The sequence below is a fragment of the Citrobacter sp. genome (assembly GCF_050252275.1).
Lineage (GTDB): Bacteria > Pseudomonadota > Gammaproteobacteria > Enterobacterales > Enterobacteriaceae > Citrobacter_A > Citrobacter_A amalonaticus.
Genome location: NZ_JBFWLF010000024.1, coordinates 1 through 25,300 on the forward strand (window position 1 = coordinate 1; position 25,300 = coordinate 25,300).

At 54.7% G+C, this 25,300-nt stretch carries 26 protein-coding genes; 14 read left to right on the top strand and 12 right to left on the bottom strand.

The window, feature by feature from the left end; all coding sequences use genetic code 11:
* The 3 genes from lpp to AB7E14_RS03585 form a co-directional block, all read right to left on the bottom strand.
* The coding region (lpp, locus tag AB7E14_RS03575; protein ID WP_060456180.1) for a murein lipoprotein Lpp at nt 1-190 on the bottom strand (190 nt) is incomplete at its 3' end.
* Nucleotides 191-498: 308 nt separating this feature from the next.
* Nucleotides 499-1,911, bottom strand: coding sequence for a pyruvate kinase PykF (gene pykF / locus AB7E14_RS03580; protein WP_428169327.1), 1,413 nt, complete (start codon nt 1,909-1,911; stop codon nt 499-501).
* Between the two features lie 7 nt (nt 1,912-1,918).
* The gene (locus AB7E14_RS03585) at nt 1,919-2,149 is read right to left on the bottom strand and encodes a hypothetical protein (protein ID WP_418219699.1); all 231 of its coding nucleotides are present in this window, start codon (nt 2,147-2,149) and stop codon (nt 1,919-1,921) included.
* Nucleotides 2,150-2,434: 285 nt separating this feature from the next.
* Between AB7E14_RS03585 and AB7E14_RS03590 the strand changes: the two genes are divergently transcribed.
* From AB7E14_RS03590 to AB7E14_RS03600, 3 genes are read left to right on the top strand one after another with little or no spacing between them, the layout of a single operon-like run.
* Nucleotides 2,435-3,457, top strand: coding sequence for a methionine ABC transporter ATP-binding protein (locus tag AB7E14_RS03590; protein WP_058587998.1), 1,023 nt, complete (start codon nt 2,435-2,437; stop codon nt 3,455-3,457).
* Complete coding sequence (locus tag AB7E14_RS03595; RefSeq protein WP_044327385.1) at nt 3,450-4,118, top strand: methionine ABC transporter permease; 669 nt, start codon at nt 3,450-3,452, stop codon at nt 4,116-4,118. Before AB7E14_RS03590 ends, AB7E14_RS03595 begins: the two co-directional genes overlap by 8 nt.
* A 21-nt stretch (nt 4,119-4,139) precedes the next feature.
* Nucleotides 4,140-4,952 (top strand): MetQ/NlpA family ABC transporter substrate-binding protein, encoded by an 813-nt coding sequence (locus AB7E14_RS03600; RefSeq protein ID WP_428169328.1) that lies wholly within the window; start codon nt 4,140-4,142, stop codon nt 4,950-4,952.
* 92 nt (nt 4,953-5,044) lie between these two features.
* Here the strand turns inward: AB7E14_RS03600 and ttrA are convergent, their stop codons facing one another.
* From ttrA to ttrB, 3 genes are read right to left on the bottom strand one after another with little or no spacing between them, the layout of a single operon-like run.
* Nucleotides 5,045-8,110: a tetrathionate reductase subunit TtrA gene (gene ttrA / locus AB7E14_RS03605; protein WP_316962263.1), complete on the bottom strand. Its 3,066-nt coding sequence runs from the start codon at nt 8,108-8,110 to the stop codon at nt 5,045-5,047.
* Nucleotides 8,103-9,122, bottom strand: a complete 1,020-nt coding sequence (gene ttrC, locus AB7E14_RS03610) for a tetrathionate reductase subunit TtrC (RefSeq protein ID WP_316962264.1) — start codon at nt 9,120-9,122, stop codon at nt 8,103-8,105. Before ttrC ends, ttrA begins: the two co-directional genes overlap by 8 nt.
* Nucleotide 9,123: 1 nt before the next feature.
* On the bottom strand, nt 9,124-9,852 hold the full coding sequence (ttrB, locus tag AB7E14_RS03615; RefSeq protein WP_043000833.1) for a tetrathionate reductase subunit TtrB: 729 nt from the start codon (nt 9,850-9,852) through the stop codon (nt 9,124-9,126).
* A gap of 179 nt (nt 9,853-10,031) precedes the next feature.
* Between ttrB and ttrS the strand changes: the two genes are divergently transcribed.
* The 9 genes from ttrS to ydhT all read left to right on the top strand — a co-directional run bounded on the left by ttrS (nt 10,032) and on the right by ydhT (nt 18,854).
* Complete coding sequence (ttrS, locus tag AB7E14_RS03620) at nt 10,032-11,804, top strand: tetrathionate respiration histidine kinase TtrS (RefSeq protein ID WP_316962265.1); 1,773 nt, start codon at nt 10,032-10,034, stop codon at nt 11,802-11,804.
* Nucleotides 11,779-12,381: a tetrathionate respiration response regulator TtrR gene (gene ttrR, locus AB7E14_RS03625; RefSeq protein ID WP_054176656.1), complete on the top strand. Its 603-nt coding sequence runs from the start codon at nt 11,779-11,781 to the stop codon at nt 12,379-12,381. The genes ttrS and ttrR overlap by 26 nt, the downstream gene beginning before the upstream one ends.
* Before the next feature lie 93 nt (nt 12,382-12,474).
* Complete coding sequence (gene fumD, locus AB7E14_RS03630) at nt 12,475-12,684, top strand: fumarate hydratase FumD (protein WP_044254724.1); 210 nt, start codon at nt 12,475-12,477, stop codon at nt 12,682-12,684.
* A 446-nt stretch (nt 12,685-13,130) separates the two neighbouring features.
* Nucleotides 13,131-13,757: a ferredoxin-like protein gene (locus AB7E14_RS03635; protein ID WP_043000829.1), complete on the top strand. Its 627-nt coding sequence runs from the start codon at nt 13,131-13,133 to the stop codon at nt 13,755-13,757.
* Nucleotides 13,758-13,777: 20 nt separating this feature from the next.
* The gene (locus AB7E14_RS03640; RefSeq protein ID WP_316962266.1) at nt 13,778-15,880 is read left to right on the top strand and encodes an aldehyde ferredoxin oxidoreductase; all 2,103 of its coding nucleotides are present in this window, start codon (nt 13,778-13,780) and stop codon (nt 15,878-15,880) included.
* A 9-nt stretch (nt 15,881-15,889) separates the two neighbouring features.
* Nucleotides 15,890-16,540 carry a YdhW family putative oxidoreductase system protein gene (locus AB7E14_RS03645; RefSeq protein WP_316962267.1) on the top strand — a complete coding sequence of 217 codons (651 nt, stop codon included), beginning with the start codon at nt 15,890-15,892 and terminating at the stop codon, nt 16,538-16,540.
* Between the two features lie 50 nt (nt 16,541-16,590).
* Entirely contained in the window at nt 16,591-17,259 is a 669-nt protein-coding gene (locus AB7E14_RS03650) for a 4Fe-4S dicluster domain-containing protein (protein WP_044326967.1), read from the top strand.
* On the top strand, nt 17,256-18,041 hold the full coding sequence (phsC, locus tag AB7E14_RS03655) for a thiosulfate reductase cytochrome B subunit (protein ID WP_044326966.1): 786 nt from the start codon (nt 17,256-17,258) through the stop codon (nt 18,039-18,041). Before AB7E14_RS03650 ends, phsC begins: the two co-directional genes overlap by 4 nt.
* Nucleotides 18,042-18,044: 3 nt before the next feature.
* Nucleotides 18,045-18,854, top strand: coding sequence for a protein YdhT (ydhT, locus tag AB7E14_RS03660; protein ID WP_316962269.1), 810 nt, complete (start codon nt 18,045-18,047; stop codon nt 18,852-18,854).
* Nucleotides 18,855-18,858: 4 nt separating this feature from the next.
* Here ydhT and AB7E14_RS03665 read toward each other — a convergent pair whose 3' ends face one another.
* The 4 genes from AB7E14_RS03665 to AB7E14_RS03680 are packed head-to-tail and all read right to left on the bottom strand — an operon-like array spanning nt 18,859 to nt 21,958.
* Nucleotides 18,859-19,536 (bottom strand): amino acid ABC transporter permease, encoded by a 678-nt coding sequence (locus AB7E14_RS03665; RefSeq protein WP_316962270.1) that lies wholly within the window; start codon nt 19,534-19,536, stop codon nt 18,859-18,861.
* Nucleotides 19,526-20,308 carry an amino acid ABC transporter permease gene (locus AB7E14_RS03670; RefSeq protein ID WP_316962318.1) on the bottom strand — a complete coding sequence of 261 codons (783 nt, stop codon included), beginning with the start codon at nt 20,306-20,308 and terminating at the stop codon, nt 19,526-19,528. Before AB7E14_RS03670 ends, AB7E14_RS03665 begins: the two co-directional genes overlap by 11 nt.
* Nucleotides 20,305-21,123: an amino acid ABC transporter ATP-binding protein gene (locus AB7E14_RS03675; RefSeq protein ID WP_090050027.1), complete on the bottom strand. Its 819-nt coding sequence runs from the start codon at nt 21,121-21,123 to the stop codon at nt 20,305-20,307. The genes AB7E14_RS03670 and AB7E14_RS03675 overlap by 4 nt, the downstream gene beginning before the upstream one ends.
* Before the next feature lies 1 nt (nt 21,124).
* Nucleotides 21,125-21,958: an ABC transporter substrate-binding protein gene (locus AB7E14_RS03680; protein ID WP_316962271.1), complete on the bottom strand. Its 834-nt coding sequence runs from the start codon at nt 21,956-21,958 to the stop codon at nt 21,125-21,127.
* 232 nt (nt 21,959-22,190) lie between these two features.
* On the opposite strand from AB7E14_RS03680, the gene AB7E14_RS03685 reads away from it, so the two are divergent.
* Nucleotides 22,191-22,382 (top strand): hypothetical protein, encoded by a 192-nt coding sequence (locus AB7E14_RS03685; protein WP_316962320.1) that lies wholly within the window; start codon nt 22,191-22,193, stop codon nt 22,380-22,382.
* A 118-nt stretch (nt 22,383-22,500) separates the two neighbouring features.
* Here the strand turns inward: AB7E14_RS03685 and AB7E14_RS03690 are convergent, their stop codons facing one another.
* Both AB7E14_RS03690 and AB7E14_RS03695 read right to left on the bottom strand, forming a co-directional pair.
* Nucleotides 22,501-22,641, bottom strand: coding sequence for a hypothetical protein (locus AB7E14_RS03690; protein ID WP_090050030.1), 141 nt, complete (start codon nt 22,639-22,641; stop codon nt 22,501-22,503).
* Between the two features lie 83 nt (nt 22,642-22,724).
* On the bottom strand, nt 22,725-24,335 hold the full coding sequence (locus AB7E14_RS03695; protein WP_316962272.1) for an FAD-NAD(P)-binding protein: 1,611 nt from the start codon (nt 24,333-24,335) through the stop codon (nt 22,725-22,727).
* Between the two features lie 166 nt (nt 24,336-24,501).
* On the opposite strand from AB7E14_RS03695, the gene AB7E14_RS03700 reads away from it, so the two are divergent.
* Nucleotides 24,502-25,287 (top strand): MBL fold metallo-hydrolase, encoded by a 786-nt coding sequence (locus tag AB7E14_RS03700; protein ID WP_428169329.1) that lies wholly within the window; start codon nt 24,502-24,504, stop codon nt 25,285-25,287.
* Nucleotides 25,288-25,300: the final 13 nt, after the last annotated feature.

The following is a 25,300-nucleotide window of genomic DNA, read 5'->3' on the forward strand; positions in this document are numbered from 1 at the left end:
GAGCTGCGTCGTCTTTAGCAGCCTGAACGTCAGAACGCATTGCGTTCACGTCGTTGCTCAGCTGGTCAACTTTAGCGTTCAGAGTCTGAACGTCAGAAGACAGCTGATCGATTTTAGCATTGCTGGAGCAACCAGCCAGCAGAGTAGAACCCAGGATTACCGCGCCCAGTACCAGTTTAGTACGATTCATTATTAATACCCTCTAGATTGAGTTAATCTCCATGTAGCGTTACAAGTATTACACAAACTTTTTTATGTTGAGAATATTTTTTTGATGAGAAGACGCTTATTTTTGATCGTTCGCTCAAAGAAGCATCGAAATGCGCAAAAACGGCTAAAAAACCGTGTGAAAACAGGCTGCTTCCATCGGATTCGTCTTAGATAATCTGTAATTAGATAGCTCAATCCGATTTGCTTTTTTATTAATAGTGGCTATTGGAAAAATAAAAAAAGCGCCGCGAGGGCGCTTTTTAATCGAATTAATTCACTCGAGAATTATTACAGTACGTGAACAGATGCCGTGTTAGTCGTGCCGCTCGGTACCAGAGCACCAGAAACCATCACCACAACGTCACCTTTCTGAGCCAGACCGCTCTGCTGAGCAACCTCTTTACCCAGACGATAGAAATCATCAGTAGACGCGATTTCTTTCACCAGATGGGCCACAACGCCTTTGCTCAGCACCAGCTGACGGGCAGTCACTTCGTTGGTGGTCAGCGCCAGAATGGTGGCGTCCGGGAAGTATTTACGCACTGCGCGAGCGGATTTACCGCCCTGAGTGGCCACCACGATCAGCGGTGCTTCCAGTTTTTCCGCGGTTTCCACCGCGCCACGGCAGACGGCTTCAGTGATGCGCAATTTGCGGCTGTCATTGTTGAAGTCCAGACGGCTGGTCATCACACGGTCGGTACGCTCACAGATGGTCGCCATGATGGTGACCGCTTCCAGCGGGTATTTACCTTTTGCGGATTCGCCTGACAGCATCACCGCATCGGTGCCGTCGAGGATGGCGTTCGCTACGTCGCCTGCTTCAGCGCGAGTCGGACGCGGGTTTTTGATCATGGAATCCAGCATCTGGGTCGCAGTGATAACCACTTTACGCGCACGGATACATTTTTCGATCATCATCTTCTGCGCGAAGATCACTTCTTCAACCGGGATTTCAACGCCCAGGTCGCCACGGGCAACCATGATACCGTCAGACGCTTCGAGGATTTCGTCGAAGTTGTTCAGGCCTTCCTGGTTTTCTTTTTTGGAGATGATCTGGATCTTCTCGCCGCCGTGCGCTTTCAGGTGCTCACGGATTTCAACCACGTCAGAACGCTTACGGATAAAAGAGGCCGCAACAAAGTCAACGCCTTGTTCGCAACCAAAGATCAGGTCCTGTTTGTCTTTTTCTGCCAGCGCCGGCAGGGCGATAGAAACGCCTGGCAGGTTAACGCCTTTGTTTTCGCCGAGGTCGCCGTTGTTCAGCACTTTACAGATGACTTTGTTGCCTTCGATCGCGGTAACTTCCATACCGATCAGACCATCGTCGACCAGTACGGTATTACCCACGGACAGATCGGAGGTGAAACCTTCGTAGGTCACGGCAACGATTTCGTTATTCCCCACCACAGATTTATCGGTGGTGAAGGTAAAGGTCTGACCCGCTTTCAGGGAAACGTCGTTACCGCCTTCCAGCTTGATGGTACGGATTTCCGGACCTTTCGTGTCGAGCAGGATGGCCGCTTTCTTGCCGGTTTTGCTCATCACGTTGCGCAGGTTCTGGATACGCTGACCGTGTTCTGCATAGTCACCGTGAGAGAAGTTCAGACGCATGACGTTCATGCCCGCGTCCAGCATTTTGGTTAACATCTCTTCAGATTCGGTTTTCGGACCGATGGTGCAAACAATTTTCGTCTTTTTCATGACAGTCTTAGTCTTTAAGTTGAGAAGGATATGGAAAGCCGGCTTCCGGAACGCACTGACTGGAAGCTAAACCTGTATTACGAAAGTTGTGATGCCTCGCACTAAGGATAGGTGACATCGATAGAGCGTGCAGAGGAATGTGTGCTCGTCGTTCAGCCCGACAAAAAGGGACGTTTTGTAGTCTCTGAGTATGACAGGTCAATGTGCTGAAACCATTCAAGTGACAATTGTCACGCATTATACGCTGAAACAGACACAAAAGGAAAATGGAAACGGTGTTTCAGAATACATCCAGGCAGTTACACAACAAATTGTTATTAAACAAGTCGTGTCTGCCAATTGCGCAAACGCAAAAACCAGGCTGTGTTGCGCAACTCGACATATTCCTTCGAGTTATAACAAATGACTTTTAAATCATTTCAAATCTAAATTACCCTGATTACACTCGTTTGGACATCCATACTGCTAAATAGCCGAAAGCGCTGGCAGGATAACAATAAGCAGCCGCGGATACCCAAACGACATGATTGTCCTGAAAAATATTTCGAAAGTGTTCACGCCAGGCCGGCTATCCATTACTGCGGTTGATAATGTCAATTTGACCGTGGAGCAGGGACAGATTTACGGAATTATTGGCTACAGCGGTGCCGGGAAAAGCACCCTGATTCGTCTGCTCAACGGGCTGGAAAAACCAACCGCGGGCAGCGTGACCATCAACGGTCATGATATTTCTGCCGCTCGCGGCGAATCGCTGCGCCAGGCGCGCCTGAAAATCAGCATGGTCTTCCAGCATTTTAATCTGCTGTGGTCGCGCACCGTGCGCGATAACATCGCCTTTTCTATGCAAATCGCCGGTGCGCCAAAAGCAAAAATTCAGGCTCGCGTGGCGGAACTGATTGAACTGGTAGGGTTGACGGGGCGCGAAAATGCCTTTCCGTCACAGCTGAGCGGCGGGCAAAAGCAGCGCGTGGGGATTGCACGCGCGCTGGCCAATAGCCCGGATGTATTGCTGTGCGATGAAGCCACGTCGGCGCTGGACCCGCAAACAACCGATCAAATTCTTGATCTGCTGCTTGATATCAACCGCCGCTTCCAACTGACGATTGTGTTGATCACCCATGAAATGCACGTGGTGCGCAAAATCTGCGATCGTGTGGCAGTGATGGAGAACGGTCAGGTGGTGGAAGAAGGCGACGTCTTGAGCGTCTTCACGCATCCGCAACAGCCGATTACTCGTCAGTTTGTCCGCCAGGTGGGACAGTATGCTGATGAAGAAGCCTTTAACCCGCAACTGGCGAGCGAACTGGGCGGCACGGTAATTAAATTAACCTTTACCGGGCACAGCACGCATCAGCCGATCGTTGGCGAACTGACCCTGCGCTACGGTCTGCCATTCAATATCCTGCACGGCAAAATGACCCAGACGGCGCATGGCGTGTTCGGCCAGCTGTGGCTGCACGTGGTGGCGTCGGAAGAGCAACTCAATAACATTCTGGACGACCTGCAAAAAAGCGGCATTGACGGTGAGGTGATTCAACATGGCTGAGAATCTGTTTCCCCATCTGAAATGGGATCAACTGTTTGCCGCTACTCAGGAGACGCTGTACATGACCGCGCTCTCCGGGATTGCGACCTTTGTTCTCGGTATCGTCCTCGGACTGGCGCTGTTTCTGACCGCACGCGGTGGGCTGTTCCAGAACCGTGCGCTGTACAGCGGCATTTCGCTGGTGGTGAATATTTTCCGCTCGATCCCGTTCATTATTTTGATCGTCTTACTGATCCCGTTTACCAAAGCGATTGTCGGCACCATTCTTGGCGCGAATGCCGCCTTACCGGCGCTGATTGTCGGTGCCGCGCCATTCTACGCGCGCCTGGTTGAGATCGCCCTGCGCGAAGTGGATAAGGGCGTCATTGAAGCCACACGTTCAATGGGCGCTCGTCTTGGCACCTTAATTTTTCGGGTTTTGTTACCTGAATCGTCACCCGCTCTGGTGTCCGGTATCACCGTGACGCTGATTGCGCTGGTCAGTTACAGCGCGATGGCTGGGGTGATCGGGGCAGGTGGTTTAGGGAATCTGGCTTATCTGGAAGGATTCCAGCGCAACCACAACGACGTCACGCTGGTGGCGACAGTGACCATTCTGGTTATCGTCTTCATTATCCAGTTCTGCGGCGATGTGATCACTTCTCTGTTAGATAAACGCTAATAAAATACGGAAACCATTATCATGAAAAAATCACTGACACTTCTCGCCGCAGCCACCTTAAGTGCCCTGAGCTTCGCCTCCTGGGCGGACACGCTGACCGTGGGCGCGTCTAACGTACCGCATGCCGAAATCCTCGAACAGGCCAAACCGATTCTGGCGAAACAGGGGATCGATCTGGAGATTAAACCGTTCCAGGACTACATCCTGCCGAACACCGCGCTGGCGGGCCGTGAGATTGATGCCAACTACTTCCAGCATATTCCCTATCTGAACAGTGTGCTGAAAGACCATGCCGGGGATAAGACCTACGATTTTGTCAGTGCGGGCGCCATCCACATTGAGCCTATCGGCATCTATTCGAAAAAGGTTAAATCACTGAAGGATCTGCCGGAAGGCGGCAAAATCATCATGCGTGATGCAGTGTCGGAAGAGGGGCGTATTCTGTCTATCTTCGAGAAAGAGGGCGTAATCAAACTGAAGCCGGGCGTGGACAAAGTGACCGCACGCATCAGCGACATCGTGGATAACCCGAAGAAGCTGAAGTTCCTGCCTAACGTGGAAGCCGCGCTGTTGCCGCAAATGTACAACAACGATGAAGGTGATGCGGTGGTGATTAACGCCAACTACGCTATCGACGCTGGTCTGGATCCGGTCCACGACCCGATCGCGGTGGAAAGCGGTGAGAACAACCCGTATGCCAACATCATTACCGTACATCGTGGCGACGAGAAGAAAAAGGATATCGTCGCACTGGTTAACGTCCTGCACTCAAAAGAGATTCAGGAGTGGATCCGCACCAAATACATAGGCGCGGTCATTCCGGTGAATAACTGATCCGTTTTTGCCGGGAGACGGCTTCGCCTTACCCGGCCTACGATGTCCTGTAGGCCGGGTAAAACGCGCGAGCGTTGCCATCCGTGCAAGTGTCAGACCCGCTCAATTCTTGCTGGCAGCCCCTGACGGACCGCGGCGCCGGACACCCAGTCCAGCCAGGTGTTACTGACTTTTCGCGTCGGATCGGCAAATCCCAGGTCATTCAGGTTAATCCCCGATTTCACTTTCGCATCAAAAGGCAGCGGTTCACCGTCCAGCGTGTGTTGCGCGCCGCCCATCTCCCGATGCCCATAGCCGTGCTCGATCGCGATGACCCCAGGCATTACGCCGTGCAGCAAACTAATTTGCGCCTCAACCTGTCCACCCGGCGTGGTGATCCGCACCGTGTCGCCATGGGAAAGCCCGAAACGCTGACCGTCCTGCGGGTTCAACGCCACCAGATTGACCGGCTTAACGTGGTGCAAACGTGGGATTACCGCAGACGCACTGGCCATGGTATTGGACTTAAACGAGATAAGTTTGAACGGCCACTGTGCCAGCGGGAACAGGTCGTCCACCGAACGTCCGTCAGAGAGCCTTGCCGGATACCACGCCGGACAGCCGCTGTAGCGCTCGCCAGTGATAGCATGACGATGAGCGGCAACCTCGGCGTTCCAGATTTGCAGCGGTTTTTCCCACGCGTTGCCGACCTGGTTTTCGGCCCGTCCGCTCTTGTCCGGTGCGAACCGACCGCCACGTGAATAGATAAACGCCACCCGACGGACTTCCTCCGCTTTCAGTGTCTGTTGAATGACGGGCATAATGCGGCGGACGCCTGTGAGTTCAATATCTTCCGTTACCGCTTCGGCGACCGGGGCCTTCCCCATAAACGCGATATTGGCGGCAACGCGCAGATAGTAGTCTTCGGCACGATTGAGCGGATAATGGTTCCCTGCGCTGTCGGATATCGCATTGTCGCCAAACCCCGGTAGATGCAGTTGCTTTGCCACCGCGATGCAGAATGCCTCCATCGAAACCGGCTGACCGTCGGTGGTTGTGGCGGTGGCAGCGGTAACAATCGGCCAGCGAGCGGTGGTGGCTTTACTGGCGACGCCAGCCCACGGCGCGCTGAATCCCCAGCTTTCGAAATTATGCGTGTCCGGTACGATGTAATCCGCAAGGGCCGTTGTTTCGTTCATATACGCGTCGATGGCAATAAACAGCGGCAACCGTGCCGGATCTTTCAGCTTTTCTTCGGCCAGCGCGCGCAAACCGGGTATGCCATACAAGGGATTGGTCATGTTGGAGATCCACGCTTTCAGCGGGTACGGATACCCCTCCAGCGCGGAACTCAGCAACTCAGTCAGTTGACCGGCGACAAACGGATACCACGGTGCTTTGGCCGGGAAGGGGGAACGCCCGGCGGCGACCTTGTCACGGTACTCTTCAGAAGATTCATACGCCGTTTTGCTTCGCGCGATGCTCAGCCCTTTAGGTTTCACTTTTCCCGGAAAACTCGCCATGTTGTAGCGTGGGCCGTCCGTTGCGCCGTTGAATTTTCCGCCGCCGACAAAGACGCCGCCTTCCAGACTGAGGTTGCCGATCAGCGCGTTCAGCATCATCACCGCCCACGCATTATAGAAACCATTTCCCGCCATCATGCCGCCGTGGGTGACGACCGCCGCCTTACGTCCGTGACGGGTAAAGGCATCCGCCAGCGCGATGATGTTGTCCTCAGCCACGCCGCACTGCTGGCTGTACTGCGCGAGCGTCATTTTTTCCGCCGATTCTTTCAGACACTGGAAGCTGCTCTTCACCGTCACGCTACGTCCGTCGGCGAGCGTGACCTGGCGCGTGGCAAACAGCGTGGCGTGCAGGCAATCACTGGCGGGGATCAGCTCGTTGTGTTCATTAACAACCAGTGGATCATTGGCCGCGGAAGGGTCCAGATGGCGACGCGTTAAGTGCTGTCCCGCCAGTCCGGGAAGATCGTCTGAAATCACCAGATGCGTGGCGTTGGTCCAGCTCTTCTCGTCAGCGTGTTGCATGGCCTTTGTGCCGGGCAGCGCCAGATAATCGGCGTTGTAGCGTTGGTTTTCGATAATCCAGCGGATCATTGCCATCGCCAGCGCAGAGTCGCTGCCGGGGATCACGGGTAACCAGTGACCGTGATCGTCAGCTAACACGGTGGTTAACGGCAGCGCCGGGGCGACGACCACATAGCTGAAATCACCGCGCAGGCGTGCGCTGGAAAGCTGTCTGGCCTGGCGTTTAAACGGGTTGCCCGACTGTGCGGGCGAGGTGCCCATAAACAGTGCGAACTCGACGTTATCCCAGTCGGGCTTTACGTGGGTGTTTTTATCGAGATCGCCCATCAGCGCGCCGGAACCTGCGCGATAGGCCAGTCCACAATAGGAGCCATGCGCGCCAAAGTTCTTGCTACCGAAACTGTTGAGAGCAAAGCGGCGTAAAAATGTATCTCGCCCATCGTCGCTGGTATTGGTGACCAGAAGCTGGTTGGATTTAGGACCAAACCCCGGATGTTGCGGATCAATGGGGGTCGACGGGGCATAAATGGCGCGCAGGCCGTCAACGTGACCCTCGCCAAACAGGTCGCCGCCTTCCACCACTTCATTGATCAATTGTTCAAAGCTGATGCGCTGCCATTTACCTTCGCCGCGTTTACCGACGCGTTTCATCGGCTCAAGAATACGCAACGGGCTGTACAGACCTTCCAGTTGCGTCGCGCCCCTGGCGCAGGCCGTCGAGCGAGCATCAAGACCGTTCTCGCCTGCCAGTTGCGCCATCGCCGTGCTGAATGGCACTGACGCGTCAATATGATGCTCATGAGAAAGCGGATGATACGGGTTGCCGGCAATACGTAGCACCCGGTTGGTTTGTTGATCAACGCGTACCCTGACGCCGCACTGTGTCCAGCAACCGAAACATTGGGTCATGGCGATGGTTTGCTGCGTATTCTGCTGCCAGCGCGGGTGCGCGTTGGCTTCCGGGATCAGCGCGTTACCGGTGATGTGGTCGCGGGTGATTTTACCCGAGGTGCCGTTGATCAAGCCGTCAATGGCGCGCTTCGCGACGTCACGATAGCTGAGGGCGAACGTCGCCATACCGCCGACGGCCAGGCCGACTTTGAGCCACTGACGACGGGTTAAATTAGCCATGTTGCAGTCTCCTTGCGAGTCCGTTCACGCTTTCGCGAATAATAATAAGCAGCGCTATCCACAGGCCGAAGGTGCCGAGGATGGCAAGCCAACCGTCGGTTCCGGCGGGCAGGGCGTATGGGTTGAACTGGGCGTTGAATTTCGGCAGCGTCTGCCCCTGAATCAGCAGCGTCCAGCGCATGAGCCAGCATAGCGCCATCGCGCTCAACGCCAGCAGGCTACGCAGGGGCAATGACAGCGGACGACGCAGGGCGATAACGCTAAACAGCAATGAGATCAGCCAGAATGCCAGCCAGCCTGAGGCGTAATGGCGTGCCGATGCGGAGATTGCCATCCACTGGCGGATGGCCATACCGGAAAGCGTATCGCCGCAGACCCAGAAAATAATGACGGCTGCAAGGGCGAGCAGTGTCAGCAGTTGTCCGAGCGCGAGGCGCTTTTGCGTTGGAAAATCATCGCGCAGCCCGACGATTAACAACGCTAAAAAGGTTTGTAGCGCACTCAGGAACATCACCAGCACAAAGGCATAACTGAACCAGACGGGGCGAGCCTGCACCACAGAGACTTCCCGCCCGGTATAGAGCAACAATCCTATCGCGGTCAGCGCGCTGGCACACGCGAACCATTTTGTGACAGCGTAACTTTTACCGGTGAGTTGCCTGTAAACCTGCGCCAGAAACCACAGTCCGAGGAACGCGGTAAACAGCGGCAAAAACAGGGCGCCCCACGGCATCCATGACCACGGCGTAGGGTACGCATAGAAATGCCAGACACGGGCTGTCTGGTGGAGATCGGCGGTTAGCGCCAGCGGTGCGGTGATTGCGCAGGTTAGCGTAATCAGCAGCGTCAGGTTTTCCAGCGCGGGATTATCCTTTTTCCGCCAGTGCAGGACGGCGCCAGACAGCGCCCCGCAGGCGGCAATACCGATGAAAAAGAAATACTGTACTGCCCAGGGAAGCCAACTCACCGCCTGTGGACGGGTCAGCACCTCTTCAATGATTAAGGGTGACATATCAGACCTCCTGCCAGAGTGCGGGTTGTGCGCGGCCCATCAACGGGGAGACAAACGCCTCATCCAGTCCCAGATAGAAGACATGGGGCACGGTGTTGTTTTCCGGTTTCAACACTTTGATGGTGTCATGATGGGTGCGGATTAATTGCGAAATACGGCTTTGCGGATCGCGGATATCGCCGATGATGCGCGCGCCGCCAACACAGGACTCCACGCAGGCGGGGAGAAGTCCGGCCTCTAAACGATGGACGCAAAACGTGCATTTATCGGCGGTCTGCGTTTCATGATTGATAAAACGGGCGTCATAAGGACACGCCTGCACACAGTAGGCACAACCGACGCAGCGGGTGTTATCGACCACGACGATACCGTCTTCGCGTTGAAAGGTGGCCTGCACCGGACAAACCGGTACGCAGGGCGGATTGTCGCAGTGGTTGCACAGACGCGGTAACAGCACATTGGTCACCTCATCCGCCACCTGGACCTGATACTGATTCACATGGGTACGGAACTCGCCCTGCGGCGTCTGGTTTTCAATCGCACAACTGACGGTGCAGGCCTGACAGCCGATGCAGCGGCGCAGATCGACAAGCATCGCGTAACGCTGCTGTGTGGAACCGCCGTGGCGTTCAGGTGAAAAAGAAAATTTCGCCTGCGCCAGTGGAACCAGCGACGCGCCTGCGGTCAGGACGCCCAGTTGCTGGAGAAACTGCCGTTTACTGCTGTCCATTTTTTCTCCCGTCTCAAGGCAACAACGAAACATTTGTCACGCCGTTGGGTTGCGTGTGATGAATAAAGAATGTCGATGATTTACAGTGTAAAAATCGTGGCGGGGGCAGCTCTATTGTGGTTAACCACATACCCGGCGGGTTGTTGAACTAAAACAACATAATCAACGGGGATAAGGGTGTGAGAGGTAAAAAGGTGATGAGGCTGACGCTGCTGGCGTCGGCCTTAATGTTCAGCGGCGCTTCGCTGGCGGGCGCATGGAATATCGGGATTCTGGCGATGCGGGGTGAGGTCTCCACCCGTAATCACTGGCAGGCGCTGGAAACGCAGCTTAATCAGCAGATTCCCGGAGAACGGTTCCACATTCTGCCGCTGGATCTGCACCAGATGCAGGCGGCGGTCAACAACGCAAGCGTACAATTTGTGGTGACCAACCCGGCACAGTTTGTGCAACTGAACAGCCATTCACCGCTGCGCTGGCTGGCGTCTCTGCGTTCTGCGCGCGGCTCGGGGAACGTCATTGGCAGTGCGATCCTTGCCCGGCGCGACAGCGGTATCACCAGCGTGCACGATCTGATCGGTAAAACAGTGGGGGCCATTGATCCTCAGGCGTTCGGCGGCTACCTGCTGGGATACAAAGCGTTGAGCGACGCCGGCCTGCGCCCGGAGCGCGACCTCAACCTGCGTTTTACTGGTTTTCCAGCCGATGCGCTTCTTTATTTACTCCGTGAAAACGCGGTGCAGGCGGTGATTGTTCCGGTCTGCCTGCTGGAAAAAATGGACGAAGAGGGACTGGTTGATAAAACCGATTTTGTCGCGGTGCTCAACCGTCCCGGAAATATTGCCTGTTTAGCCAGTACGCCGCTCTATCCTGACTGGTCGTTTGCCGCGTTGCCTGCGGTCAGTGATGCGCTGGCCGATCGCGTCACCCGCGCGCTGCTGGCTGCACCTGACACCTCCGCGTTCCATTGGGGGGCGCCGGCGTCGACCAGTCAGGTGGAGGCGTTACTGCGCGACGTACAGCAGCATCCACAGCAGCGACGCTTATGGCTGGATGTGAAAAGCTGGCTGATACAACATCAGTGGCTGATGGGCGGGACAGCGCTGATCCTGCTTTTGCTGACCCTGAACTACATCTGGGTGATGCTGCTGGTTCGTCGCCGTGGTAACCAACTTGAACGCAACAGCGTCCAGTTGCGCCAGCAGGAGCAGGCGCTGGAAACGGCCAGGCAGATGAGCGTTCTCGGCGAAATGACCTCCGGATTCGCGCACGAACTGAATCAACCGCTGTCGGCTATTCGCCATTACGCGCAGGGCAGCCTGATTCGCCTGCAGTCTCAGGATCCGGCGCACGCGTTACTGCCTGCGCTCGAGCATATCGATCGGCAGGCGCAGCGCGGGGCCGAGACGCTGCGTAATTTGCGGCGCTGGGTGAGTCAGGCTCAGGGAAGCCCGATCCGCACGGAAGAGTGGGAGAACATCAGCATCCGCGAGGCGGTTCAACATGTCTGGCAACTGTTACGCATGGCACAGCAGTTTCCGATGTTAATTTTACACAGCAATATCGATCGCGCGTTGACGATGTTGCTGCCGCCGGTTTTGCTGGAGCAGGTGCTGGCTAATCTGATCCTCAACGCGGCGCAGGCGGGTGCCACCGCGTTGTGGATTGACGCCTCAGCGTCGACACAGGGCGTGCACATGACGTTGCAGGATAATGGCGGCGGTATCAACGATGCCTTATTGCAGCAAGCCTTTCAGCCCTTCAAAACCAGTCGGAAAGAGGGGATGGGACTGGGGCTGGTGATTTGTCAGCGGCTGGTACGTTACGGTCAGGGAGAGATTAACCTGCGAAATCAGACCGCGCCTGACGGGCTGCCTGGCGTGGCGGTTGTACTGGATTTTACTCAACAGGAGGACAGGAGCGGCAATGGCGATAATTCATTTACTGGATGATGATGTGGCGGTCACCGATGCCTGCGCCTTTCTTCTGGAGAGCCTGGGCTATCCGGTCACGTGCTGGGAAGAAGGGGCTGTTTTTCTTGCGCAGGCCGATTTGTATCAGACGGGCGTACTGTTGCTGGATATGCGGATGCCGGTCATGGACGGTAAGCATGTCCATGCGGTGTTGCGCCAGCGCGAAAGTACGCTGGCAGTGGTGTTTCTGACCGGACATGGCGACGTGCCGATGGCCGTCGAGCAGATGAAGCAGGGGGCGGTAGACTTTTTGCAAAAACCGGTCAGCGCCAAACCGCTGCAAACGGCGCTGGAGCGTGCGCTGGTGGTATCGGAACAGGCCGTAGCCCGACAACAGATCATCACCTGTTATCGCGCACTTACGGCAAAAGAACGTGAGTTAGCAGGTTTCGTCGTTAATGGACTGATGAACCGCGAGATTGCGCAGGTGATGAACATCGCGGTACGCACGGTAGAAGTACATCGCGCCAGGGTGATGGAAAAAATGCAGGCGGCAAATCTGGCGGCACTGGTCAACAAATGGCAACAATTGAAAGAAACGCATATCGTTGAATAGTACCGTGAGTTATTTATTTGATTTTCTTTGTTTTTTGTCATCCCCTCCAGTCTGATATATGCTGTTTAACTGGACCAGCAATGAGAGACAATAATGGGAAACCTGACAAAAGACGATGAACTGTACCGTGAGATGTGCAGAGTGGTTGGCAAAGTGGTGCTGGAAATGCGCGATCTGGGACAGGAACCCAAACATATCGTGATTGCCGGGGTACTGAGAACCGCACTGGCGAACCAGCGTATTCAGCGTAGCGACCTCGAAAAACAGGCAATGGAAACGGTAATCAAAGCGCTGGCCAGCTAACCGCATTAGGGGATGAACGCATCCCTTATTTCCTGAAACGCGAATTATTCAGGGACAATATTACCGTTATTGGCTAATTCGCTATATTTGTTAATATATCACGACTGCTTTTTAATTTATAGTTGGGAACAATTTCACATTTATTTGTAATCTTGTGGAACAGTGTTTCACTGTCTTTATGATAATAAATATCACTACGCATTTAATATTTCCCTTCCCATTTTTAATTGATAATGATCAAAGTTATACCTACCAATAACTCCCATTATTTATTTCGCCTAACCCTAAAGGATTAGTTTATTTGCGTTAAGTTGCGTTATTTATGCAATCCGGTTATGGCAGAACTTCAGCTGTGGGAGGCAACATCAGAGGCTCTGTTTCAGCATAATTAGCATCAGCCTGGGACGTGTTGTCGGCACTGCGTTTGCGAAGAGGATGCAAAATAAATGAACCAGGTTGATCGTCCATTATTAGATACTGGCTTAACGCGGCTGGAATTCCTGCGTATATCAGGAAAAGGCCTGGCAGGGTTAACCATCGCGCCCGCGTTACTGTCACTTTTTGGCTGTAAGCAAGAAGATATCGATAGCGGCACCGTGGGGTTGATCTCCACGCCGAAAGGGGTGCTGGTAACCCAACGCGCCCGCTGTACCGGTTGCCATCGCTGTGAAATTTCTTGTACCAATTACAATGATGGTGCCGTCGGCACCTTCTTTTCCCGCATTAAAATTCACCGTCATTATTTCTTTGGCGACAAGGGGCCAGGCTCCGGCGGCGGCCTGTATGGCGATCTGAACTACACCCCGGACACCTGTCGTCAGTGCAAAGATCCGCAGTGCATGAAGGTGTGCCCCATTGGGGCGATTACCTGGAGCCAGGAAGACGGTTGCATTGCCGTTGACCACCGACGCTGTATCGGGTGCAGCGCCTGTACTACCGCGTGTCCCTGGATGATGGCCACCGTCAATACCGAAACGAAGAAATCGTCAAAATGTGTTTTATGCGGTGAGTGCGCCAGTGCCTGCCCGACCGGGGCATTAAAAATCATCGAGTGGAAAGATATTACTGTTTGAATCTTGCAAAGGAAAACATTATGGCTTACGGTTGGACAGGTAATATTTTACGGGTCAATCTTACAACAGGCGATATTACCCTTGAAGATTCCAGTAAATTTAAAAAATTTGTCGGCGGTATGGGGTTCGGCTACAAAATTATGTACGACGAAGTACCCGCTGGCACTAAACCCTTTGATGAAGGCAATAAATTAGTTTTTGCGACGGGACCGCTTACCGGATCCGGCGCTCCATGCAGTTCTCGAGTTAATATCACGTCGCTCTCTACATTCACAAAAGGCAATCTGGTTGTCGATGCACATATGGGCGGTTTTTTTGCGGCACAAATGAAATTTGCCGGCTATGACGCCATCATCATTGAAGGCAAGGCGGCATCCCCCGTCTGGCTCAATATTAAAGACGACAAGGTCACGCTTGAAAAAGCCGATTTTCTGTGGGGGAAAGGCACCCGTGCAACCACGGAAGAAATTTGCCGGATGACGTCACCAGAAACCTGCGTGGCGGCGATTGGTCAGGCGGGTGAAAACCTCGTGCCGCTCTCTTGTATGCTCAATAGCCGCAACCACAGCGGTGGCGCAGGGACCGGCGCGGTGATGGGGTCGAAAAATCTGAAAGCCATCGCCGTGGAAGGGACCAAAGGCGTCAACATTGCCGATCGCAAAGAGATGAAGCGGTTGAATGATTACATGATGACGGAGCTGATTGGCGCGAATAATAACCATGTTGTGCCCAGCACACCGCAGGCATGGGCGGAATATTCCTCGCCCGCGTCACGCTGGACTGCACGCAAAGGGTTGTTCTGGGGCGCGGCGGAAGGTGGGCCGATCGAGACCGGCGAGATCCCGCCGGGTAATCAGAACACCGTCGGCTTCAGGACCTACAAATCGGTCTTCGATTTAGGTCCGGCAGCGGAAAAGTACACGGTGAAAATGAGCGGCTGCCATTCTTGTCCGATTCGCTGCATGACGCAGATGAACATTCCTCGCGTGAAGGACTTTGGCGTGCCGAGCACCGGCGGGAATACCTGCGTTGCGAACTTCGTCCATACCACCATTTTCCCGAACGGTCCGAAGGACTTTGAAGACAAAGGCGATGGCCGGGTCATCGGCAACCTGGTGGGTCTGAATCTGTTTGATGACTACGGCATCTGGTGTAACTACGGCCAGTTGCACCGCGACTTTACGTATTGCTACAGCAAAGGGGTGTTTAAACGCGTGCTGCCGGCGGAAGAATATGCCCAGATCCGCTGGGATCAACTGGAAGCGGGCGATCCGAATTTCATCAAGGATTTCTATTATCGTCTGGCGCATCGCGTGGGTGAACTTAGCCATCTGGCGGATGGGTCGTATGCCATTGCCGAGCGCTGGCAACTGGGTGATGAATACTGGGCGTATGAAAAAAATAAACTGTGGTCACCGTTTGGTTTTCCGGTTCACCACGCCAACGAAGCCTCGGCGCAGGTGGGGGCCATCACCAACTGCATGTTCAACCGCGATTGTATGACCCACACCCACATCAATTTCATCGGCTCGGGTTTGCCTTTAACACTCCAGCGGGAAGTCGCCGCGGAACTGTTTGGTTCACCAGACGCCTACGATGAAACGAAAAATTACACGCCCATCAACGCGGCAAAAATTAAATATGCCAAATGGACGTTGCTGAAAGTGTGCCTGCATAACGCCGTCACGCTGTGTAACTGGGTCTGGCCGATGACCGTGTCGCCGCTGAAAAGTCGCAACTATCGCGGGGATCTCGATCTGGAAGCCAAATTCTTTCAGGCCGTAACCGGTGATGAAACCACTCAGGCCAGTCTCGATTTAGCCGCAGAACGTATCTTCACTCTACATCGCGCCTACACGGTGAAACTGATGCAGACCAACGATATGCGCAATGCGCACGATCTGATCTGCTCGTGGGTGTTTGATAAGGATCCGAAGATTCCGGTCTTTAGCGAAGGCACCGACAAGATGGACCGCGACGATATGCGTGAATCCCTGACGCTGTTTTATAAAGAGATGGGCTGGCACCCTGAATTGGGCTGCCCGACGCGTGAGACGTTGAATCGACTCGGCCTGGAAGATGTCGCCGATGACCTGGCCGCGCAGAATCTGTTGCCGGCGTAAGGAAAAAACATGAGCCAACCAGAGGAAGTGAGCCAACTTATCGCGCCGGATGTCGATCTCGAAAAGCGGCAGTGGTTGCAGGGGCGACATGAGCCGATAGCCTGCGCGGATGAACAGGCGGTAGCAGAAAGCCCTGCTGAGATTATGGCGGATTTTATCCGCCAGCATTCGGCGAACGGCCAGCTTGTCGCGCGCGAGCTGTTCTTGCAGCCGCCGTACTCCGTAGAAGAGGCGGCACTCACACCGCTACTGGACACGCTCAAAGAGGGGCTCGCCGGCGAGGATATCGCCTGTGTGCAGGGCTCTGAGGATGAATATTACTACTCAACCCAGACCATGACCGCCAACTATGCCGGCATGTGCGTTCAGGTGGTGGAAAAGGATATCTGTCGGGCAATCGCACTGGCGGTGCGCTTTGACTGTCAGACCTATCCGCGTCCGTACAAGATCGCCATGCTGGCACAATCGCCTTACGGTTTCGCGCCTGAGCAGATAGAAGCCGCGCTGGCCGCGATTGAAACGCACCCCGACTATGCCGATATTCGCCCGGTCTCGTCGTCGAACGACGTGCCGTATTTATTCAGCGAACGCTTTATGAGTTACGGCAAAGCATATGGCTTGTGCGAATGGCTGGAAGTTGAGCAGTTTCAGAATCCCTGAATTCATGGAAAGCGTGGACGAGCGCGACCACAGCATTAGAGGATAACAAGATGTCCTTCACTCGACGAAAATTTGTGCTTGGCATGGGAACGGTCATTTTCTTCAGCGGACCCGGCCAGACGCTGCTGGCGAAGACAACAGCCAGCGGCCCCGTTCGTTACGTCATGATCCATGATGAATCGCGATGTAATGGCTGTAACATCTGTACCCGCGCCTGTCGCAAAACGAATCATGTTCCCGCGCAGGGAAGTCGCCTGTCGATTGCGCATATTCCCGTTTCAGATAATGACAACGAGACGCTGTATCACTACTTCCGTCAGTCCTGCCAGCACTGCGATGATGCCCCCTGCATTGAGGTTTGCCCGACCGGTGCGTCTTGGCGCGATGAGAACGGGATCGTTCGTGTCGACAGTTCGCGCTGCATTGGCTGTAGTTACTGCATCGGCGCGTGCCCCTATCAGGTGCGTTACCTGAATCCGCAAACCAAAGTGGCGGACAAATGCGATTTTTGCGCCGAGTCCCGACTGGCAAAAGGTTTTCCGCCCATTTGCGTGACCGCCTGTCCGGAACATGCGCTGCTGTTTGGACGCGAAGACAGCCCGGACATCCAGCGTTGGCTTCAGGAAAATAACTATTACCAGTATCAACTTCCGGGCGCGGGTAAGCCACATCTGTATCGTCGGTTCGGTCAACATTTGATTAAAAAGGATAATGTATGAACGCGTCGCAGAATGCTGAACAGTTCCAGGCCCAACTGGCAAATTATGTGCCGGTATTTTCTCCCGAGTATTGGCCCGTCTGGCTGGTGATCGCCGGACTTCTGCTGGTGGCGATGTGGCTGGTGCTGGGGTTACACGCCTGGCTTCGCTTTCGCGCGGCCAACAAGGCAGCCGCCGGGCATGGTGAGAAGGTTTACCTGTATTCTCGCGCGGTACGCCTGTGGCACTGGTCGAATGCCTTGCTGTTTTTACTCCTGCTCGGTAGCGGGCTAATCAACCATTTCTCGCTGGTCAGCGCGGCGGTAATTAACAGCTTGCTGACGGTGCACGAAGTCTGCGGATTTCTGCTGCTGGCGTGCTGGGTCGGTTTCGTGCTGATCAATGCGTTGGGCGGGAACGGTCATCATTACATTATCCGTCCCCAGGGTTGGGTGGCGCGAGCGATGAAACAGACCCGTTTCTATCTGTTTGGCATTATGCAGGGGGAAGCGCATCCGTTCCCGGCAACACCGCGTTCGAAGTTTAATCCGTTACAGCAGGCGGCCTATGTCGGGGTGATGTACGGATTGTTGCCATTGTTGCTGCTGAGCGGATTGTTGGCGCTCTATCCGCAGGTCGTGGGCGACCTGTTCCCCGGCGTACGCTACTGGTTGTTGCAGGCGCACTTCGCGCTGGCAATCATCAGCCTGTTCTTTATTTTTGGTCACCTCTACCTGTGCACTACGGGCCGCACGCCTGGCGAGACGTTCCGCTGCATGGTCGATGGCTATCACCGGCATTAACGTATGCTGATCACACGAGAAGATATACGCAACTGGCGGGTTGGCGCGGTGATGTACCGCTGGTTTCTGCGCCGTTTTCCTGAAGGCGGCAACTACGCTGATGTGCATCGGGCGTTGAGTCGCGAAGGTTATCTCGACTGGGCGAACAGCCTGGTGGAATACGCCTGGTCGCGCTGGCTGGATGAAGAAAATTTCGCTCGCCAGGATATCTCCGCCATGTCGCGACTGGCTCGGCCAGATGCCTCAATGGGCGATCAGCAGGTGGCGAACGCGGGTGATAACGCGAATCTGGGCTGTGCGGGTGATAACATGAAGATCGCCAGCGCAGGCTATGCGTCACAAATTGCCAGTGCGGGATACTGCGTGCGCATTGGCAGCGTTGGCTACAACAGCCATATCAGCAGTTCCGGGGATCGCTCGCGGCTGGCTGTGGCAGGGAACTCAACGCGAATCAGTAGTGCCGGTAACGGAACGCGGATCGCCAGCAGCGGGATGCGTGTGCGGGTGAGTTCGCTCGGTGATAGAAACCATGTCGCCAGTAACGGCGACCTGAGCCAGATAGTCTGTTTTGGCGCCAATGCAAAAATCGCTAACAGCGGCGATAATGTGCATATCATCTGTAACGGCGATAACGCGATTGTTGCCAGTAGCGGGGTGGTGGATTCCGTCGTGCTGGGACCGGGCGGCTGCGCGGCGCTGGCGTATCATGACGGCAAACGCATGCGTTTCGCCGTCGCGGTTGAAGGTGAAGCCGGGATCTGCGCCGGTGTGAAATACCGACTCGACGACGCGCACCAGTTTGTTGAGTGCTGATCGTTCAACGAAGCGCAAACCCTCGCCGGGTCGCTTTCTCCAGCCCGTAGCAAAGCAGATAGTAGACCAGGCCCGTAAAGATGAAGATAGCCGCCGGGTAAATCTGTTCCCGGCTGTTAACCTGTCCTGCCACGGTTGTCAGTTCGGGTACGTTGACGATAAACGCCAGCGATGTGTCCTTCAGCAGACCAATGCATATCCCGGTCAGGGAGGGCAGGATATGGCGTAACACCTGCGGTAGCAGAACCCTTCTTAATGCCTGAACAGAGCTAAAACCCTGCGCCACTGCCGCATCATATTGTCCGGCGGGTAGTGCGTTGAGTCCCGCGTACACAGAATGCATCACCGATGCAGCGGTAAACCAGGCCAGCGCCAGCGTCACCGTTGCCGCACCGGGCAGATCGCTGCCGGTAAGCATAGGGAGCAGATACCACATCCAGAAAATAACGAAGATCAGCGGTATCCCGCGTATGAGCTCTGCCCAGATGAACAATCCCTTACGGATGACGCCCGGAAAACGCCAGGCGAGAGCGGCAAGGGCAATACCGGCAGGTAAGGCCAGCACCGCCGCACCCAGCGCCATCATCAGGGTCAACAATACACCGCCAGGTTGACCGTCGGCCAGTCGTCCCCACAGGAGATAATCCAGATTGTCGGTTATCACCGCAATATTAGCGATCATGCTGGGGACTCCTGAACCGGAACCGGCGGGTTTGCGGTTTTTTTTCCAGTCGGAGGGCGGGCCCCAGATGGGTCAACAGCAGACCGAGCGCCACGCCGGTGAACAGATAAAGCGCAGTGCCCACGGCAAAGGCCTCCAGCGCATGGGCGTTGTAGCTTTCAATCTGGCGAACCTGGTAGGTCAGTTCCGCAAAGCCAATACCGCTGGTTAATGACGATAGTTTCATCAGGTTGAGATATTGCCCAACCACCGGTTGCCAGGCATTGGTTAGTCCCTGCGGCAGCAGGATATGGCGGAAGGTCTGCCATGAGGAAAATCCCTGTGAGATCGCGGCTTTGCGTTGTCCGGCGGAGACGGCCTGTAACCCGGAGGCGACTTCTTCGACCAGGAATGCCGAGGTAAAGACGCCGAGTCCCCACGCTGAGCAAAGAAACTCGGGGGTCAGCCACCAGACGTTGCCGGGCAGGATTGACCAGCCATGCTCTGCGTTGACAAAAGCAATAAAACTGCGCGGCAGCAGGTTCCAGCCGGCGAAGTACCAGAACAGCAACTGGACCAGCAGCGGGGTGTTACGAAACAGCGATACCCAACCAGCCACCAGGCGACGGCCCATGCGATGGCCGGAAAGACGAAGGGCTAACAGCAAAATGGCCAACAGCGTGGCGAGGAAAATGCCTGCGGCGCTGACCCACAGCGTGGTGAGAAATCCGGAGAGGATCCATTGCAGGGGCAGGCCGGTGAGCACTCCCTGCCAGTCCATTGACGGCATTATCGTGATAACTCCTGATGCAACGGATCCAGCACTTTTTGCAGAAAGCGCTGGGTGCGCGGGTGCTGCGGCCGGGTAAAAAAGGCCTCCGGGGAGGCGATTTCGAGAATATCACCGCCGTCGATAAACACCACCCGGTCGGCGATTTCACGGGCAAAATGCATCTCGTGGGTGACCACAATCATTGTAATACCGCTGTGCGCCAGACGTTTCATGACCTGTAACACCTCACCGATCATTTCCGGATCGAGAGCAGAGGTGGGCTCATCAAACAGGAGAATTTGCGGCGAAGAGGCCAGCGCGCGGGCAATCGCCACCCGCTGCTGTTGACCGCCGGAAAGCTGTGCCGGATAAGCACTCGCTTTCTCTTCCAGCCCGACCTGTTCCAGCAGGGCATAGGCGCGTTGTGTGGCGTCGGTTTTATTCCAGCCGTGGACGTACTCCAGCGCGAGGGTGATATTCTGCTGCGCCGTCAGATGGGCATACAGATTGAACTGCTGGAATACAAAACCAATGCGGCTACGCAGCTGTCGCAGCGCGGCCCCCTTAAGTTGACCGACCGGTTTGTCATCAATAAAGATATCGCCGCCACTCAATGATTCCAGTTGGTTAATCAGGCGGATCAGAGTCGATTTCCCCGATCCCGAGGGGCCAAGAATAGTCACAACTTCACCGGGTTCGACGGTGAGACTGACGCCGTTGAGTACCCGGTGATCGCCGTACGCTTTCACCACGTCGCGTAACTCAACTCGCGCCTGGCGCAATGTGTGGAAATCCGCAGCTCCGGCTGCGGACGGGGTGAATAAACCAGCCAGCATCTTATCTGGCCTCAATTTTAAAGGCGCGCGGCTGCGGATTTTTCGTTTCCGGGCCAAACCAGACATCATAAATTTTGCCTGCCTGCCCACTGGATTCGAGTCGCAATAATTCATCGTTAACCGCTTTCAACAACGCCGGTTCGCCTTTCTTCACGCCCACGCCGATTTCCTCTTTGCTGAGTAAATCCGGCAGGATTTTGAACTGCGCTTTGTCCGGTGCGCCACTGAGCAAACCTGCCAGGATAGTGGAGTCCTGAGTGATAGCCTGCACGTTGCCGTTGCGCAGGGCAGTTAACGCCAGCGGGATATCGTCATAGGCCAGCACACGGGATTGCGGGAACCGCTGATGTAGCGCCTGCTCACCGGTGGTTCCTTTCACTGCGCCAATGCGTGCGCGGCTGTACTCATCCAGCTTATCGGGTGACGAGGCAGGCACCAGGAATTGCTGACCGGTGACAAAGTAGGGCACAGAGAAGTCGATGACCTGGGCGCGCTCGGGGGTGATCGTAATATCAGCGACGATCAGATCGGCTTTCCCCGATTGCAGCAGCGGAATACGGTTAGCGGGATTAGTGGCGACCAGTTCCAGTTTCACACCCAGCGATGCTGCCAGCGCCTGAGCGAAATCAACATCGTAACCCACGATCTGATGGGTTTTCGCATCGACGGAGCCAAACGGCGGGTTAGCGTCAAACGTCGCAACCTTGACCACGCCTGCGGCCTTGATATCGGCGAGTTGATCGGCCTGCACCTGAATGCTCAAAAAACTCGTGGCGAGCATGACGCCGAGTGCGAGAGTCGTTTTTTTCGTACGTTGTTCTTTCGTTGCCATCATTTTCTTTGATATCCCTGAAATTATTGGTTTGTCCTTTTACGCTCCCACAACCCGAACCCGCAGCAAAAGAAGAAAAAAGTCTTATTTATATGCAAAAAGTTATTAGTGAACAGTGTGTTAACGAAGGGTTACTAACGAACAAAAACAGATAACGGTGCGCAGAATTCGCATTTCATTTTTTGTGCGGTTTGCGCTGCAATGAAAAGCACCTGACAAAACAGAGGAGCCGGAGATGGAGAAGGTAAACATGCAGATGGCGCGTCGTTGGATGCGTGTTGTCATCACGCCAAAGCCGACCCGACAGCCCGGTGCAGAGGTCAATCTGCAGTGCGTTGTGGAGTCCATTCTTCCTGTCGCCAGCCTGTACGGCGTGGACATTGCTAACATTGACCCGGAGTGGTTTCGTGATCAAACAACACGCTGAACACCGTCGGATGCGCGAGGTGTACTGGAATGAAATCTGCACTCACCACGAAGATGCAAAGGAAATAAAAGACGTTGAAGGAACTACCGCGCAGAACTGCGCGGTAGGCTGAAACAAATCAGATTTTGCAGGCGTCGCCGCAGTCATCATCGGCAATCACCGATTCTGCTTTTTTGTCCGCATCGTCCAGACGTTCAGCGTTACGTTCCTGCGCCTCTTCCAGTCCGTTAAAGACCAGATTATCGAGATCAATTTCCATTATTCACCTTTATTCGCTCGTTTTTGACTTCCGACAAGTATAGAGCAAATAGGAATCTGGATGCATCCACAATGCGTGCGGCGTTAGCGATCGTAAATCGATAAACGTCTGCGCAGGCGGGAAGCCGGTTTTGATACTGCCCTGGCCATCGCGTTGCCAATTTCCTGGCAGGCGACGAGCCCCTGGATAAAGGGGCGATCGTGCATTAAATAGGGCAAGGCGCCAAAGGCAATTCGTCCGCGAACGTTCTCTGGAGCCTGAAGCGTGTAATCATCGCCAACGTCCGGAATTGCATCTCCACACGACAGTAATTGCTGGCGTAATCGCGGGAACGGTAAGTCTTTGGTCTTCAGGGGTTTTTGGCCACGTGCATCGATGAATACGTCAAAGGACAGGCGATCGTTGTGCGTCGTAATCTCAGTGCGATCCGCTTTTATCTCCTTCCTGTAATCCTGTCCCAGCGTGAGAATGCGCAGAATACCGGCTGCGTGCAACGCCAGCATTCGGCGAACTGACTCTGAGGGGATCGCCGCATAATTATCAATAAATACGCGAGCGAGACCGACGTTAAATCGTTCACTATCCTGTTCATTCAGGTGCGTAACAATCTCCTGAACCTCTTCATGTAAACGCAGCAAGGTATAGCGCCAGGCAACGGTGTGTTTGTTACGCTTATTCTCGTCGACCTCTTTCAGATTTGCGGCCGCCCATTCGAACGGATCGCTGCGCGCTCTGTCGGCAAACACCGCGACGGGAAAGCTATCCGCATCCAGTGAGGAGAGCGACATTTGCCTGGCCCATTTGGGATCGGCTAAGGCGAGTTCTTGCTGCATCAATCTAAAAACACGATCGAGGAGTTCTGTTGAACCGGCAGCGATTTCGCGCTGAATAGCCTCATCGGTAACGTACTCCAGCGGTTCATAGGGAATAGGGCAGTAGAAGTCGGCTTCCGGCAAAATGCCGGAACGGGACATCAGCGTAATCTCCAGTGCTTCACTGCCTTTATTCAGTGAGAAATTAACCTGATGTTCCTCTGTTTCGTGAAAGGTTCCATGCTGTACCGCAACCGCCATTGCGGCATCCAAAGCGCTCAATGAGGTTCCAAGAATGCCCACTCTGGCGGCGGGCACGTCCGCGTCCATCAAGCCGGACCAGGGGCTGGGATAAAATGCGTGCGTGGATTCGTCATCGTCCGGCCAGACGTGTCCCGTGGCAATCACTGCTAAGTCGACATGCAGCGGCTCTGTGTGTTGATCGGTCCAGAGTTGTACGCCAGTGGACACAGCTGAGACATCCGTGACTTCACAGGATTCGTACAACCTCACCTTAAATCCTCGATTTTCTGCATGGTGGACGGCCTGCAAAAACTGCGCGCGAAAATAGTCGCCGAGCAGAATGCGTGGCAGAAACTGACGCTGGTGCAGCGTTTCTTTCTTAACGGCAAACTGTGCAAGGTACTGCGCTTCCTGGGTTTGCAACCACTCAAGCCAGGTGTCAAAAAGAGGGGGAACCTCAATACTGGCAATATTTGCCAACATCACTGGACTATTATCAGAATGGGTGTAAGGCATACCAATTCCTGCCCGGTTTCCGCGTTCAAAAACGACGATCTCCAGTGGCTGTTCCTCTTTTAGTAATGAGAAAAAGGTATAGACGCCTGTGGGGCCAGCTCCGATAATCGCGATTTTTTTCATACTCCTGTCCGTCCTGTTATTTTTATTTTGCCGCTGGGATTGCGGTTACATCATGTCAGTGTAGATGAGGAAGGTCCGGATGTTTCGGTCTGGAATCGCTTACGTGCCTGACGAGCGGTGTCCTCTGCCATACTTAACGGTGTTTATTGTGAGGAAAGGAGTGACGATGATAACGCTGTGTAAAGCCTGTGGCACCTCATACGATAACCACCACGGCAACGTTAAACGTTGTAAAATCTGCGACGATGAGCGGCAATATGTCCCTGTATCCGGGCAGGCCTGGATGGACTTTGATGAGCTCATCGCCAGCCATACCAATAAGTGGCAGCAGCATACGCCGCAACTTTTCAGTCTGAAAACGGTTCCTTCCTTTGCCATAAACCAGCGGGCGTTTCTGCTCAGGACACCGGTGGGAAATATTCTTTGGGATTGCGTTGCGAATCTGGATCCGGCAACCCGAACACTCATCCGCGCCATGGGGGGATTGAGCGCCATCGCGATTTCGCATCCTCATTACTACACCACCATGCAGGACTGGGCGGAGGCGTTTGACGCTCCCGTCTGGCTCCACGCGGCTGACAGGGCCTGGATCATGCGCGATAGCCCCTGGATTCGGCTATGGGAAGGGGAAGAACACAACGTGCTTCCTGGCGTCAGCTTATTGCGTCTGGGCGGCCATTTTGCGGGGGGAACGGTTCTGTATCTGGAGGAGGGGGAAGGGACGATCCTCGCCGGAGATATCTTGCAGGTCACTCCCGGTGCTGACGCGGTGTCGTTTATGTGGAGCTATCCGAACATGTTGCCGCTGTCATCGAAAACCGTCGGTGGGATCATCCAGCGGTTAAACACGGTGACGTTTTCCAGTCTGTACGGGGCATTTGAAGGGCAGAATATTACCCGCAATGCCAGTCAAATCGTGCAACGCTCGGGGGAAAAATATCTCTCAGCGTGATGTCACGTTAAAT

Excerpts from the sequence above, each read along its gene's own strand:
- AB7E14_RS03585 (WP_418219699.1), bottom strand. The coding sequence starts at position 2,149 with ATGCGTGACAATTGTCACTTGAATGGTTTCAGCACATTGACCTGTCAT.
- AB7E14_RS03685 (WP_316962320.1), top strand. The coding sequence starts at position 22,191 with ATGGAGAAGGTAAACATGCAGATGGCGCGTCGTTGGATGCGTGTTGTC.
- AB7E14_RS03595 (WP_044327385.1), top strand. The coding sequence starts at position 3,450 with ATGGCTGAGAATCTGTTTCCCCATCTGAAATGGGATCAACTGTTTGCC.
- AB7E14_RS03665 (WP_316962270.1), bottom strand. The coding sequence starts at position 19,536 with ATGATCGCTAATATTGCGGTGATAACCGACAATCTGGATTATCTCCTG.
- phsC (WP_044326966.1), top strand. The coding sequence starts at position 17,256 with ATGAACGCGTCGCAGAATGCTGAACAGTTCCAGGCCCAACTGGCAAAT.
- AB7E14_RS03680 (WP_316962271.1), bottom strand. The coding sequence starts at position 21,958 with ATGATGGCAACGAAAGAACAACGTACGAAAAAAACGACTCTCGCACTC.
- AB7E14_RS03635 (WP_043000829.1), top strand. The coding sequence starts at position 13,131 with ATGAACCAGGTTGATCGTCCATTATTAGATACTGGCTTAACGCGGCTG.
- ttrR (WP_054176656.1), top strand. The coding sequence starts at position 11,779 with ATGGCGATAATTCATTTACTGGATGATGATGTGGCGGTCACCGATGCC.
- AB7E14_RS03640 (WP_316962266.1), top strand. The coding sequence starts at position 13,778 with ATGGCTTACGGTTGGACAGGTAATATTTTACGGGTCAATCTTACAACA.
- AB7E14_RS03590 (WP_058587998.1), top strand. The coding sequence starts at position 2,435 with ATGATTGTCCTGAAAAATATTTCGAAAGTGTTCACGCCAGGCCGGCTA.
- AB7E14_RS03645 (WP_316962267.1), top strand. The coding sequence starts at position 15,890 with ATGAGCCAACCAGAGGAAGTGAGCCAACTTATCGCGCCGGATGTCGAT.
- ttrA (WP_316962263.1), bottom strand. The coding sequence starts at position 8,110 with ATGGCTAATTTAACCCGTCGTCAGTGGCTCAAAGTCGGCCTGGCCGTC.
- ttrC (WP_316962264.1), bottom strand. The coding sequence starts at position 9,122 with ATGTCACCCTTAATCATTGAAGAGGTGCTGACCCGTCCACAGGCGGTG.
- AB7E14_RS03600 (WP_428169328.1), top strand. The coding sequence starts at position 4,140 with ATGAAAAAATCACTGACACTTCTCGCCGCAGCCACCTTAAGTGCCCTG.
- fumD (WP_044254724.1), top strand. The coding sequence starts at position 12,475 with ATGGGAAACCTGACAAAAGACGATGAACTGTACCGTGAGATGTGCAGA.
- AB7E14_RS03690 (WP_090050030.1), bottom strand. The coding sequence starts at position 22,641 with ATGGAAATTGATCTCGATAATCTGGTCTTTAACGGACTGGAAGAGGCG.
- AB7E14_RS03695 (WP_316962272.1), bottom strand. The coding sequence starts at position 24,335 with ATGAAAAAAATCGCGATTATCGGAGCTGGCCCCACAGGCGTCTATACC.
- AB7E14_RS03675 (WP_090050027.1), bottom strand. The coding sequence starts at position 21,123 with ATGCTGGCTGGTTTATTCACCCCGTCCGCAGCCGGAGCTGCGGATTTC.
- pykF (WP_428169327.1), bottom strand. The coding sequence starts at position 1,911 with ATGAAAAAGACGAAAATTGTTTGCACCATCGGTCCGAAAACCGAATCT.
- AB7E14_RS03700 (WP_428169329.1), top strand. The coding sequence starts at position 24,502 with ATGATAACGCTGTGTAAAGCCTGTGGCACCTCATACGATAACCACCAC.
- ttrB (WP_043000833.1), bottom strand. The coding sequence starts at position 9,852 with ATGGACAGCAGTAAACGGCAGTTTCTCCAGCAACTGGGCGTCCTGACC.
- AB7E14_RS03650 (WP_044326967.1), top strand. The coding sequence starts at position 16,591 with ATGTCCTTCACTCGACGAAAATTTGTGCTTGGCATGGGAACGGTCATT.
- ydhT (WP_316962269.1), top strand. The coding sequence starts at position 18,045 with ATGCTGATCACACGAGAAGATATACGCAACTGGCGGGTTGGCGCGGTG.